The organism is Polyangiaceae bacterium, assembly GCA_020633235.1.
Lineage (GTDB): Bacteria > Myxococcota_A > Polyangia > Polyangiales > Polyangiaceae > JACKEA01.
The window spans coordinates 221738-234521 of sequence record JACKEA010000010.1 but is presented as its reverse complement, the minus strand read 5'-3'; the positions used below and the strand labels follow the sequence as shown (position 1 = coordinate 234521).

Genomic DNA, 12784 nt, shown 5'->3' with positions numbered 1-12784 from the left:
GCGTGAGATATCCACAGGCCTGTGGATAACTTGGGGGAACCTTTTTCTATTGGCAACTCAAGTCGCAGACAGTCTCAGTAATAACGAGATGCGGAGCTCGCGAACCGACATGGGTCTCTGGCAGCAGGCAGTGGAAAAGACGCGGAGCCGCTCCCCCGCGTCCTTCGAGCAGTGGTTTTCGAGCGTTCAGTTCGATGGCCTCGAAAACGGAGTGCTCACCCTCACGGCGAGGGACGAGTTCGTGCGGGACTGGGTCAAGACCCATTTCCTGCCCGACCTGATCAGCCACATCGAGCCGGTCGCCCCCGGTCTCACCGTGGCTTGGCGGATCTCCGCCGAGATCGAGAATCCCGTTTGTGAGCACGCCCCTCGCGTGCGCCACCAGACGGGTCCCCGGCGTCGGGTCGACACCGATGCGCCCACCTCTTCGGTGCCGCCGCGTTCGGTCCCCGTGCCTGCGGCGGAGCGCGCGGCGCTCTCCGCCAGCCTCAACCCGAAGCACACCTTCTCGAACTTCGTGGTGGGGCCCTCCAACGAGCTCGCCTACGCGGCCGCGCTGGCTTCCGCCGGCGGCGGCGGCCCCCGCTATAACCCCCTGTTCATCGCCGGCGGCACGGGTCTCGGCAAGACCCACTTGATGCACGCCATCGCCCACAAGCTCGTGGAGGAGCGCCCGGAAACGCGGGTCATCTACGTCTCCGCGGAGCGCTTCACCAACGAGTTCATCGAAGCATTGCAGAACCACCGCATGGAGGAGTTCCGCAATCGCTATCGCCAGCAGTGCGACCTCCTGCTCTTGGACGACATTCAGTTCTTGGCCGGGCGCGAGCAGACGCAGGAAGAGTTCTTCCACACGTTCAACGCCATGCGCGATGCGGACAGGCCCATCGTGGTCACCAGCGACAAGTACCCGCAGCAGCTGCAGCGCATGCCGGAACGCCTGGTGAGCCGTTTCACCTCCGGTCTGGTCGCGGACATCCAGGTGCCGCAGCTGGAAACGCGCGTCGCCATCGTGCGCAAGAAGGCGGAGCTCGAGGGCATCCCGCTCGCGGACGAGGTCGCAGTGCTGTTGGCCCAGAGCGTGAAGAGCAACGTGCGAGAGCTCGAAGGCGTGCTCATTCGCCTGGCGGCCAAGTCGTCGCTCACCAACCGCTCCATAGATTTCGACTTCGCCCAGAGCGAGCTGTGCCGTGTCGCTCCGCAGCGCCCGGACGTGATGAGCGTGGAGGACATCCAGCGCGCCGTCTGCAGCCACTTCCGGCTGTCCAACTCGGAGCTCCTCAGCAAAGATCGCCACAAGAGCGTGGCCTTCGCGCGGCAGGTGGCGATGTACCTGTGCCGCCAGCGCCTGAAGTGCAGCTTCCCGGAGCTCGGCCGCGCCTTCGGCAATCGGGATCACACCACCGTGATGAGCGCCGTGCGCCGGGTGGAAGCGCTGCGCGCCAAGGATCCGCAGGTCAACGCGCACCTCGAGGCCATCGAGCGCGAGCTCGCCTCCAGCGACGGCTGATTGGTTTTGTCGGTCCGGCGCGAGCCCCGTCGCGCCGCGGACGCCCTCAGCGTTTGCTGGGACGTTGCTGTGCGCGCCACACACCGGGCGTCACACCGTGGCTGGCCTTGAAGGCGCGCACCAAGTGCGTCGTGGAGCTCAGGCCCACGGCTGCGGCAATCGCGTCCAGGTCCAGATCCGTACCGGACAATAGCCGCTCGACCTCGTGATCGAGGAAGCGTTTGCGCTCTTCCCGCAGCGAGGTGCCCGCCTCGTGAAGGCGTCGCTGCAGTGACCGGGAGCTGGTGCGCAGCAGCACCGCGAGGCGGTCCACACCGACCAGGCCGTGCTCACGGAACGCTTCGCGAACGGCGCGCAAGATTTCCGGCGTGCCCAAGATTTCCTCGCGCATGGCCTCGATGTCCTCGAAGACGTCACCCGCGCCCGCCCACTCGAAGGCGCCGCGCGGATCCGCGTCGAAGCACTCCACCGGGTAACGAAGGCGCGCCAACATCAAGACGCCCGCGATGGTCGCTCCCATGGCACCGCCGCGATGGATCAGGACCTGCCGCCCGATGGTCGCGCCCCAGCTCGCGCGCCGCTCCACCAGGAAACGGATCATTCCTTCCAGCGCCGCGAAGTCGATGCCCTCGAGCGCACGAATGTCCGTGATGGATGCGTGCCCCGCACAACGAGGATCCGCCGCGGCCTCGAACACCCGCGTCATCAGCTCGAAGTCCGGCGGCCGGGGGCGCCCCCAGTACATGCTGCCGAAGGCCCGCGTGTCGTCCTGCCAGAAACAGAACGACTCCCCGACGATGTAGCGACGCGCGGGCTCGTCGAAGAAAGCGCTGGGATCCCGAGTACGAACGAACGACTTTCTCATCGACGGCAGTCGCGAACGTGCGGAGCTTAGCCTGGCGCGGGAGGGACGGCGAGCCGATCCGGTTCCGCGGCGGACCAACAACCCCTCGGAACTGTTACCTCCAGGTCGTCGGCCGGGGGTCCCCTGTTACCTCGACCGCCGGGCCGGCGAGGCTTTTCCCGCAGGCTACAGTTCGAGCGTCGTGGTACATCCGTTGCAGCGTGGATGCGGGACGTCGGGGCGTCGCGACGCTTTGGCGCAGTGGTCTCTCTTGCAAACGGGGCTTGTCACATGAAGCGGAAGACTGTCTTCGGAGCGGGCGCATGGATGGTGGTGGGGCTCTTGCTGTGGGCCTGCGGGTCGGACACGAGTGACGAGCACGCCACGGCGAAGCACTTGGGTGAGGGCTGCGCCATCAACTCGGACTGTGAGACGCCGTACGTGTGCGTGTTCGAGCGCTGTCACGTCGAGTGCCTGTCCACCGAGGACTGTCCCAAGCCCCAGCGCTGCGTGAAGTGGGACGAAGGCGTGGGCGTGTGTCAGCTGGACGAAGAGCTCGCCTGCAACGCAGACAAGGCCTGCCCGGGTAAGCAGGTGTGCGCACTGGATGGCAAGTGCCGCGACTTCTGCACCGACGAGAGCGACTGCCTGAAAGACCAGCTGTGCGTGGACTCGGTGTGTGCCGAGCCGGACGAAGTGGAGAACGGACATCTGATTGGCTGGGACGGCGGCACAGGCGGGACGTCGGGCACGGGCGGAACGGCGGGCACAGGTGGCACGGCCGGAACGTCGGGAACCGGCGGAACGTCGGGAACCGGCGGGACGGCGGGAACCGGCGGCGCGTCGGGCGGCGGCGGCGCTTCCGGCAGTGGTGGCGCGGCCGGGAGTGGCGGTGCGGCCGGCGCTGGCGGAGCGGCCGGCGCTGGCGGTGCGGCCGGCAGTGGCGGCTCGACGACGTTGCCCATGCCCGTCGCGTATTGGCCCATCGAGACGGTGGGCGGTGTGATGGAAGACGCGGTGGGCGACCTGGAGGGGACCTTCGAGAACTCGCCGAAAATCGACACCAACGGCAAGATCGGCTCAGCGCTGCAGGTCAACCTCGGAGCCACGAATCAGCAAGCCGTAGTTCCTTTCGAAGCGGCACTGATCACGCCAACGGCATTCGCCGTCTCCGCCTGGATCCGCCCAGACATCATGCTCAACTCGAGCGCGGGCAATCGCACCATCGCGTTTCGCGGCAACGGCTTCAATCTGCGCTACTCCAACGGAGGCATTCAGTTCAACATCGTGGATGGTGCCTTCGCCAATCACGCGGTTTCATATCCCGTCGATCTCGCAGTCGGTACCTGGCACCACGTCGCGGGGAGCTACGACGTGGTGAACGGCAACATGATCCGACTGTTCCTGGATGGTGCGGAGGTGAAGAGCGCGGTAGGACCGGGCTCCATCAACACCGCCAACAACGCGGTTACCATCGGCTCCGCGGGAGCGTTCGGAGCGCCGTTCATCGGCGCCATCGACGAAGTCTCGTTCTACAGCAGCGGCCTGACGCTGAGCGACGTCGGCCAGCTGTATTCCGCCGGCAACGCCAGCACCTCGGTGCCCAGCTGTTCCGGGTGTCCTCAGCCCTTCGCTCACTACCCAATGGAAGACAGCGTCGATCCGACCATCGTGGACGTGGTCGGCGGCAACAACGGTACTGCCAAGGGTGGCTGTGTGGGGGCAAATGCCAAGGTCGGAATGGGCGCCGAGTTCCTCGACGACGGAGACTTCATCGAGATCGCCAACACCAACGCGCTCAACCCGACCAGCTCCCTAACGGTCGCCATGTGGGTCAAGCCCAAGAGCACTTTGGATAACACCACCGTGCGGACGCCCTTCTTCGACAAGGAAGGCAGCGGCAACGGCTACAAGTTGTGGGGCCCCTCGGGCGCGAACGACTTCGGCATGGTGATTGGCAACAAGTCGGCGAGCAAACCCGGCCTCACGTTTGCTGCCGATACCTGGCACCACGTTGCCGGGACATGGGACGGCGCCATGGTCGTGCTGTACTTGGACGGCGCGCAAGTTGCGACACAGGCAAACGTCGCGAGCATGGCCCCGTATACGGGCACGGCGTGGATCGGCGGTGACGCGAGCACGTTGGGCGGCAAGCTCCTCGGCATGGCGGACGAGGTCGTGCTCTACGACGTGGCGCTCACCGGCGCGCAGATCCAAGAGCTGTACGATCGCGGCAACCAGGGGCTCGGCGTTCCGCATTAGAACGCGCCACTCACTCCGACGCTGGCGCTCTGGGGCGTCAGCACCGGGGTGAGCTGCACGCGGCCGAAGACGTCGCTCTCCGGCCGCGGCTCGTAGCGCTCCGGATCGTCTCCGCTGAGCAAAAAGAACGTGCCGGCCCCCACGCTGGCGGCGCCCACCGCCACCAGCCCCCAGCCGATGCCAAAGCGATTGTTCGCCGCGTCGATGTCGTTCGCCAGGGTCTCCAGATCCCTGCAATCGTTCGCGGGGCTCGCCGAACCGGGCCAACAATCGCCGGTGGACTCGTGGCGCGGCGCTTCCCGATCGAAAGCGGCCTGCGCGTCGTCTCGCTTGTTGGTGTTCCAGACCAAGAAGCCGACGCCCCCGCCCAGCACCGCGGCGCCTCCGCCGATGGCCACCCAGCTCCAGAAGCGCTGGCTGCCGGCGCGGTCGCGATAGCGCGCGCGGTACTCCGGCGTGGGCTCGAGCTCCACGGCCACGTTCGCGGTGCGGCCGCGGGGTACCTCCACACCGCGCTCGAAGGGAAAGAAGCCGTCGCGCTCCACCCGCAAGCGGTGCGGACCGGAGGGCAACGCGAAGCCGTGCTGCGCCGTGGGCACGCCATCCACGAACACCACGGCACCCGCTTCGGCGATGCTCAGGGACAGACGGCCGCTCGCTGCGGGAGACGCACTGGGCTCGAGCTTCAGCGACAGGCGAGTGACCTCGCCGTCGCGGATGACCACCGTGCGCTTCACCGTGCGATAGCCGTCGCGCCGCACTTCGAGCTCGTGGCGCCCAGGGGTCAGCGCGATGGGACCGGAGAGCGGCGCAGTGCCGACCATCTTGCCCCGGACATAGAGCTGCGCCCCCGGGACGGAGGTGTCCAGCTCCAGATTTCCGAGCCCACCCTCGATCGCCTCGAGCTCCACGTTCAGCGTCTGACTCTCACCCCCGGCCAAGGTGAGCCCGTGCCAGCTCGGACGATGCCCAGGCGCCACGATCGCCACGTGGTGCGCGCCGATCGCCAAGCGCAACGGCGCGTCGAGGGGCGCCCGGGCCACGTTGACGCCATCGACCTCGATGCGTGCGCGCGGCACGTTCACGGTAACGTTCAAGGTGGCGATGCGCTTGGCCTGCTCGTCGTGCACCACGCGCGCGTTGTCCAGCAGCGGCTTGGGCAGATCCCCGGGAGCCTTCAAGAGTTGAGCGAGCGTGTCCACGGCGGCCACCGGCCGGTGCAACGCCGCCTGCACCAGGCCGATGTTGTACAGCACCCGCGCGTTGGGGATCAGCGCGTAGGCGCGAGAAAACTCCGCCAACGCGCCTTCGTCGTCGCCCTGATCGAAGAGCTTCAGCCCGCGGTCGAAGCGCTCCCGTGCCTCCGTCCGCGTCGTGTCCGCCTGGGCCCAGCCCTGGGCCGAAGTGCACAGCAGGGCGGCGACGACGGCGAGGTGTCTCAATACGGATTCTCCGTCTGGAGCTTCTGTTTCACGCTGCGCCGGGTGGGGCTGGGCTTCGCGCTGAGAGAAGGCTGGGCGGAGGGCGGCGGCTCCGCCGAGACCTCGGGCAGCGCGCTCTCGGAAACCGCCGGCGCCGGCCGCGGAGCGGAGGCCAACGGCGCCGGCGTGGGCTCTGGGGGTGCAGCGTTCTCGGGCGCGGAGCGCGTGGCGGCATAAGCCGCCGCGGCGATGAGCACGCCCGCCGCCGGCAGCAACCAGAACATCCGCCGGCGTGGCCGCTCGGCCACGGGCGCGGCCTCGAGGGCGGCCTGAAGCTCCCGCGCCGAGGCAAAGCGTTCTTCGGGCCGATGATGCATCGCTTTGCGCACCACCTGCACGAAGTCCGCCGGCACGTCCTTCACCAACGTTTCCAGCGGCGTGTAGTCGCCCTCGTGGATGCGAATGCTGAGCTCCGAGAGCGACTTCGCCTCGAAGGGCCGCTGCCCTGCGACGCACTCGTACAAGATCACCCCGAGGGCGTAGACGTCGGCCCGTGCGTTCACGTCCGCTCGTCCGGAGAGCTGCTCCGGCGACATGTAGTACGGCGTGCCCAGCGGCGTACCTTCCGTCGTCAGCCCTAGGTGCTCCTCGGCTTCGAACTTGGAGATGCCGAAGTCCAGGAGCTTGACGAAGGGCTGCCCTGCCCGCGTGACGACGAACAAGTTCGAAGGCTTCAAGTCCCGGTGGATGATGCCCGCGTCGTGGGCGGCCTGGGCGCCCTGGCAGGCCTGACACACGAGGGCGCTGGCCTCCGCCGCGTCAATGCGCCCGCGCTCGGCCAGCAGCTCTTCGAGAGACTGCCCACGCAAGAGCTCCATCAACACGAAGGGCACGCCGGAAGCGAGCCACCCCGCGTCCACCGTCTCCACGATGTGCGGGCTACCGATGCGCCCCGCCGCCGACGCCTCCCGCAGGAAGCGCTCGACCACGTCGCCGCGCTGGGCGAATGCCGGGTGCAGCACCTTCAGCGCGCGCTCGTGCTTGGTGTGCAGGTGCTGCACCTGATACACCGCGCCCATTCCGCCCTCCCCCAGCTTCTTCACCACGCTGAGCTTGTCCGCGAGGACCGTACCCATGGTGAAGCTCAGAGGCGCGGCGGAGGAGTCCGTCGCCGCGATGGTGGGCGAGGTCCCCAGGTCCTCGCCCGCTGGCGAGAGCGAGCGTGTCACACGCGCCATCCCGCTCGGGAGCGTAGCCAAAGCGGCGCAGCGCGCAAAGCGCGGCTCACTCTTCCGGGTCTTCTCCGCGAACCTTGCGCAATAGCTCGTACAAATGCTTGCGCGAGAGCCCGGCCGCCTCCGCCGCCTGCGACATGTTGCCTTTGTGCCGGTCGATCAACGCGTCGATGTAGGCGCGCTCGAAGCTGGCCAAGAGCTGGAGCTTCGCCTCCTTGAAGGGCAGCGGGTAGTGCACCCCCGGGAACGCCATGCCCAAGAGCGCAGGGCTGTCCGCGGCGGGGCCCAGGTTGAACACCAGATCCGCGAACGCGGGGGGCTTCTTGGACGCCAACGCCACCGCGCGATCGAGCACGTTGCGGAGCTCCCGCACGTTGCCGGGCCAGGAGTAGCCGAGCAGCCGGCGGAGGTTCTCCCCCGCGAGCTCGTCACCGTCCGTGATGCGACCTTGCAGCATGGCCTGTGCCAGCGGGCGGATGTCCTCCGGACGCTGGCGCAGCGGCGGAATGCGGAGCTTCACCACGTCCAGCCGATACAAGAGGTCGCCGCGGAAATTGCCGCGCCGCACTTCCGCGTGCAGATCTCGATTGGTGGCCGCGACCACGCGCACGTCCACGCGGCGCATGGTGTCGTCCCCGACGCGCCGCACCTGTCCCGTCTCCAGCACGCGCAACAAGCGCGGCTGCAAGTCGAGCGGCAGCTCGCCGATCTCGTCCAGGAAGATGGTGCCACCGTGGGCTTGCTGAAACGCCCCCGCGCGATCACTGATGGCGCCGGAGAACGCGCCGCGCTTGTGACCGAAGAGCTCGCTCTCCGCGAGGTTCACCGGCACCGCGCCGCAGTCGAACACGATGAAGGGCGCGCCGCTGCGCTCCGACCCGCCATGAATCGAACGCGCCACCAGCTCCTTGCCGGTACCGCTCTCGCCCTCCACCAGCACCGTGACGTCCGTCGGCGCGATGCGCTCCAGCATGGCGAACAGCTCGCGCATGGCGACGGACTCGCCCAGCAGCTCACCGAACTGCCGATGCTGCCCGGGCTGTACCTCGCGCACGTGCCAGCGGGGGTGCACGCCGATGGGCGTAGCGCCCAGGCGCAGCACCGAACCGAGGGTGACCTCCGCCTCCACCACCCGCGCCGAGCCCAAGAAGGTGCCATTGCGGCTGCCCAGATCGCGCACGTGCACGCGACCATTCTCGATGGAGAACTCCGCGTGCTTGCGCGAGACGGTTTCGTCCGAAAGCACCAGATCCGCCGCCGCGTCCGCCCCGACCACGAGCTTGTCGTCCAGAGCGCGCTCGAGCCCCTCGTCGGGGCCGTCCAACACCACGAGCTTCGCGCGAACGCCCGAGCCGCCCAGGCTCATGGACAGGTCGGCGGTACGATCCCCTAAGCCCATCTCGCTCGGTTCTGCCCCGCGCCCCGGAACCTGTCAACTCGCTCGACGTGCTCGCACGTCGAGCAGCACCGGATTGCCCAGGTAGCGTTCGAGCTTCCGGCACGACTGCGCGTTGATCTTGGTGGGGTACCACTCGGAGACCCGCTCCACTTCCAGCCCCAGCTCGACGAGCGGCGCGAGGATCTCCTCGGCCGTGTGCGCGTAGCTCGGAAGCCGCAGCGTTTCCGCCGCCGTCTCCAGATGCGCTCCCCCCGTCCGTTCGTGAAACCAAGGATGGATCTCGAGGATCCACATCTGCCCGTCGCGATGCAGCAAGCGCGTCGCCTGTTCCAGCACCGGACGCACGTTCTCGTAATGCTCGAGCACCAAGCTGATGAGCGCCACGTCGAACTCGCGCGAGAGCGGTAATGGCTGGGTCACGTCGTGCTCCGCGAGTTCCACCTCCACGTTCCGCAGGTGGGACGGCATGTTCGCTGCCAGCTTCCGCGCCTCCGCCAGCATCTCTCCGGAGGCGTCCACACCCAGATATTGCGTCATGCCCAAGCTGCACAACGTCTTGATGTTGTCGCCCGTGCCGCAGCCGAGCTCCACCACCGAGAAGCCGACGGGATCGTGCCGCCCGTCCCCCAAGGCCCGCAGGGCCATCGTTCTCGCCGGGTTGTCCGCCGCGTCGTAGCTCTCCGCCCACTGGGCGTAGCCTTCCAGAACGGATACCGAACGTTCGCTTCGTTGGTTCATGATTGTGTTGGTCCGCCGCGGAACCGAGCGCATCGCGCCGGCGCGGTTCAGAACTTGTAGCCGAGCCCCGTCCCGAGACGGAAATCCCAGGAGCTTTGCACCGTGACATCGTAGTGGGACGGCGTATCGAACAGCTGCGTCGTGTCCACGCGGTCCTTCCACGCGCTCTCTTGCGACAGATTCCGCGCGGCGCGTAGATCGATCGGTATTTCCAGGTGATCTCCGAGGTCGATGGACATGCCGAAGGCCATGGTCAGCATGGTGGAGGTCTTGCTGGTCACGGCGATGGAGTCTTCGATCTCCTTGCGTAGATCCGCGTCGGGGTTGCCGTCGTGGACCTCTACCGTCCCGTCCACGTGGTTGCCGGACACGAACTCCGGCCCCAGGCCCAACCACACGCGGCCGAAGGTCACGGGGATGATGCCCTTGAACAAGAAGCCCCAGCGGAGCCCGGCGGCGGTGACCTTCTCGTTCACCTGAAACGCTTGGCCGTTGATCACGTAGGTGAGATCGCGCTGCAGCACGGAGTGGTCGTAGCCGAGATCGAGCTCAATCCCGAGGTACTGAACGATGCGTGCCTCGTAGTAGAGCGCCGCGCCCCACCCGAAGCCACCGGCACTGCCGGCGAAGCCCGCCGCGTCGTAGCCGGGGTCGATGGCGTCGGGACTGGTCCACAGGTTGCCGCCGGCGAAGAACTTGAAGCCGATGGAGGATGCGAAGTCCGGCGGTTCGGACTCCGGCACCACGGGCGGCTGCTGCCAAGTCTGCGCCTGGGGGTAGCCCTGCTGCTGTGGGTAGCCCTGCTGCTGCGGGTGACCGTACGGATACTGCTGCTGCGGGTAACCCTGCTGCTGCGGGTAGCCGTACGGGTACGGCTGCTGTTGCGGGTAGCCCTGCTGCGGATAGCCTTGTTGCGGGTAGCCCTGTTGCGGAGGGTAGCCCTGCTGCGGCGGGTAGCCCTGTTGTGGAGGGTAAGGCTGAGGCGGACCGGGCGGCGGCGCTTGCGCGAAGCACGGCGACGCCCACAGAAGTCCGATCAAGGGGATCCAAGCGCGCATGGCGGTAGAGAGACGATAACCGAGTTTGTCGCGAGCGGGTCGTTTCCGCGCCGAACCAACAAACCTTCAGAACTCCAGGTACTCGGCCAGGATCCGCTTGCTGCCGACGCCGGGGAAACGCGCCACGACGGTGGGAGTGCCTCCGGTCTCGACGGATTCCACGATGCCCTGACCGAAGCGCCGGTGACGCACGCGATCCCCGGGGCGGAGCACGACGCCGTCCATGTCGGGCGGGATGTCGTCGAAGGCGTCGCGATCCACGACGCGCTCTCCGGGGCGCGGGCGCGGCTTGGACGCGGAGCGCGGCGGCGTCCACGACGGCTGGCCGAAGCTACGACCGAAGCTCGGCGCGCCCTCGTGGCGCACGACGTCCGGCGGCAGATCTTTCAAGAAGCGGCTCGGCGAGAGGTAGCGCGTCTGCCCGAACAGCGTGCGCGTGTTGGCGTAGGTCACCAGCAAGCGCTGGCGCGCGCGGGTGATGGCCACGTAGGCGAGGCGGCGCTCTTCATCGAGCTCCTCGATCTCCGTCGCTCCGAGGCCGCGATACGGAAAGATCTCCTCCTCCATTCCCGTGAGGGCAACGGTGGTGAACTCGAGCCCCTTGGCGCCGTGCACCGTCATCAGGTTCACGCTGGGGACGTTCTTCATCGAATCCACGGCGGTGACCAAGCTCACGCGCTCGAGGTAGCCGGAGAGCGTGGGCGGCTCCCCCGCCTCGTGGGTCTCTTCCTCGTACTCGGCGATGGAGCCCAGCAGCTCTTCCAAGTTCTCGAGGCGCGCGTCGCTCTCGGCGCTGTCGTCGTTCTGCAGGCGGTCGCGGTAGCCGGTGGCCTCCAGCACCTCCGCCGCCAGATCCCGCGGGCCGAGGCGCATCGCGGCGTCGCGCAGGCCTTCCATCAAATCGTAGAAGGCTTGCAGCTTCTTCGCGGGGCCGGTGCCGAGCTCGTCGTCGCGGAGAGCAGCTTCCAGGGCGCGGTAGGCGGACAGCGCGCGCTCCGCGGCAACGTCCAAGATCTTCTGCACCGTCTTCTGACCGATGCCGCGAGCCGGAACGTTGATGATGCGCAGCAGGTCCGCGTCGCTCTTGGGGTTTTCCACCAAGCGCAGGTAGGCGAGCAGATCCTTCACCTCGGCGCGTTCGAAGAACTTGGTGCCGCCCACGATCTGATACGGGATGTTCTCGACGCGGAACGCTTCTTCGAGCACGCGGGACTGAGCGTGCACGCGGTAGAAGACGGCGATGTCGCTGGCTTCCACGCCGCGCGTCAGCTCTTGCCGTACGGCGGCCACCACGTTCGCGGCCTCCTCCCGCTCGTCGCGCACGGCGCGGAGCTGCACCAGCTCCCCCGCCTCGGAAGCGGTCCACAGTCGCTTCGGCTCGCGATCGCGGGAAGGCTTTATCACGCCCAGAGCGGCGGCCACGATGTTGGCGCTGGAGCGGTAGTTCTGCTCGAGCTTGATCACCGTGGCGTCGGGGAAATCGCGACGGAAGCCCCGGATCAGGCGCACGTCCGCGCCCCGCCAGCGGTAGATGGACTGATCGTCGTCCCCCACCACGCACAAGTTCCGGGTGCGTGCGGAGAGCGCGCGAACCAGGCGGTATTGGGTGATGTTGGTGTCCTGGAACTCGTCCACCAGCACGTGATCGAAGCGGGTGCGCAGATCGTGGCCGGCGTGGCTGTTCGGATCTTCCGCCAGGCGCATCACCTTCAAGATCAGATCCTCGAAGTCCACCGCGTTCATGGTGGCCAGCGCCTTTTCGTAGCGCTCGAAGACCTCGACCAAGAGCTCGTCGAAGCCGTGGGAAATGTCCACCTCGCCGGGCAGGCGCCCTTCGCGCTTCTCCGCGTGGATGCGCGAGAGCGCGTAGCGCGGTGGCACCCGGCGTTCGTCCAGGCCCATCTCTTTCAGGAGCCGTGTCATCACGGCCTTCTGATCCGTGTCGTCGTAGATCACGAAGCCGCGATCCAGACCGGCCTCTTCGTGGTGGCGCCGGAGCAGGCGAGCGCACACGGAGTGGAAGGTGCCCGCCCACAAGTCCCGCGTGACGTCCGCGCCCGCCAGCTTCTCGAGGCGACCGCGGAGCTCCCCCGCAGCCTTGTTGGTGAAGGTGACGGCCAGAATGCGATAGGGCGGTACGCGGTGGTTCGCGAGCAGATTGGCGATGCGGTAGGTGATGACCCGCGTCTTGCCGCTCCCCGCACCGGCGAACACAAGGAGCGGCCCTTCCGCGTGGGCTACCGCCTCGGCTTGCGGCTCGTTCAGCTCCGGAGCTAGCTCGTTCATGATGACGGAGGCCGCTTGCGCGACGCACCCG

9 protein-coding genes are annotated in these 12784 nt (G+C 67.5%); 2 read left to right on the top strand and 7 right to left on the bottom strand.

Annotated elements, in window-relative coordinates; genetic code table 11:
- Positions 1 to 88 precede the first annotated feature (88 nt).
- A complete protein-coding gene (dnaA, locus tag H6717_40530) occupies positions 89 to 1510 on the top strand; it encodes a chromosomal replication initiator protein DnaA (GenBank protein ID MCB9583390.1) in 1422 nt (473 codons plus the stop codon).
- A 46-nt stretch (positions 1511 to 1556) separates the two neighbouring features.
- Here dnaA and H6717_40525 read toward each other — a convergent pair whose 3' ends face one another.
- The gene (locus tag H6717_40525) at positions 1557 to 2375 is read right to left on the bottom strand and encodes a helix-turn-helix transcriptional regulator (GenBank protein MCB9583389.1); all 819 of its coding nucleotides are present in this window, start codon (positions 2373 to 2375) and stop codon (positions 1557 to 1559) included.
- Positions 2376 to 2645: 270 nt separating this feature from the next.
- Between H6717_40525 and H6717_40520 the strand changes: the two genes are divergently transcribed.
- Positions 2646 to 4616: a LamG domain-containing protein gene (locus tag H6717_40520; protein MCB9583388.1), complete on the top strand. Its 1971-nt coding sequence runs from the start codon at positions 2646 to 2648 to the stop codon at positions 4614 to 4616.
- Here the strand turns inward: H6717_40520 and H6717_40515 are convergent.
- The 6 genes from H6717_40515 to H6717_40490 form a co-directional block, all read right to left on the bottom strand.
- Complete coding sequence (locus tag H6717_40515) at positions 4613 to 6058, bottom strand: PEGA domain-containing protein (GenBank protein ID MCB9583387.1); 1446 nt, start codon at positions 6056 to 6058, stop codon at positions 4613 to 4615. The genes H6717_40520 and H6717_40515 overlap by 4 nt on opposite strands.
- Positions 6055 to 7275: a serine/threonine protein kinase gene (locus H6717_40510; GenBank protein MCB9583386.1), complete on the bottom strand. Its 1221-nt coding sequence runs from the start codon at positions 7273 to 7275 to the stop codon at positions 6055 to 6057. The genes H6717_40515 and H6717_40510 overlap by 4 nt, the downstream gene beginning before the upstream one ends.
- A gap of 46 nt (positions 7276 to 7321) precedes the next feature.
- Complete coding sequence (locus H6717_40505) at positions 7322 to 8638, bottom strand: sigma 54-dependent Fis family transcriptional regulator (protein ID MCB9583385.1); 1317 nt, start codon at positions 8636 to 8638, stop codon at positions 7322 to 7324.
- A gap of 66 nt (positions 8639 to 8704) precedes the next feature.
- Positions 8705 to 9409 carry a class I SAM-dependent methyltransferase gene (locus H6717_40500; GenBank protein MCB9583384.1) on the bottom strand — a complete coding sequence of 235 codons (705 nt, stop codon included), beginning with the start codon at positions 9407 to 9409 and terminating at the stop codon, positions 8705 to 8707.
- A 47-nt stretch (positions 9410 to 9456) separates the two neighbouring features.
- Complete coding sequence (locus tag H6717_40495; protein MCB9583383.1) at positions 9457 to 10467, bottom strand: hypothetical protein; 1011 nt, start codon at positions 10465 to 10467, stop codon at positions 9457 to 9459.
- 66 nt (positions 10468 to 10533) lie between these two features.
- On the bottom strand, positions 10534 to 12753 hold the full coding sequence (locus H6717_40490) for a UvrD-helicase domain-containing protein (GenBank protein ID MCB9583382.1): 2220 nt from the start codon (positions 12751 to 12753) through the stop codon (positions 10534 to 10536).
- Positions 12754 to 12784 lie beyond the last annotated feature (31 nt).

Coding starts and splice junctions, on each gene's coding strand:
- H6717_40500 (MCB9583384.1), bottom strand. CDS start 9,409: ATGAACCAACGAAGCGAACGTTCGGTATCCGTTCTGGAAGGCTACGCC.
- H6717_40505 (MCB9583385.1), bottom strand. CDS start 8,638: ATGAGCCTGGGCGGCTCGGGCGTTCGCGCGAAGCTCGTGGTGTTGGAC.
- dnaA (MCB9583390.1), top strand. CDS start 89: ATGCGGAGCTCGCGAACCGACATGGGTCTCTGGCAGCAGGCAGTGGAA.
- H6717_40490 (MCB9583382.1), bottom strand. CDS start 12,753: ATGAACGAGCTAGCTCCGGAGCTGAACGAGCCGCAAGCCGAGGCGGTA.
- H6717_40520 (MCB9583388.1), top strand. CDS start 2,646: ATGAAGCGGAAGACTGTCTTCGGAGCGGGCGCATGGATGGTGGTGGGG.
- H6717_40525 (MCB9583389.1), bottom strand. CDS start 2,375: ATGAGAAAGTCGTTCGTTCGTACTCGGGATCCCAGCGCTTTCTTCGAC.
- H6717_40495 (MCB9583383.1), bottom strand. CDS start 10,467: ATGCGCGCTTGGATCCCCTTGATCGGACTTCTGTGGGCGTCGCCGTGC.
- H6717_40510 (MCB9583386.1), bottom strand. CDS start 7,275: ATGGCGCGTGTGACACGCTCGCTCTCGCCAGCGGGCGAGGACCTGGGG.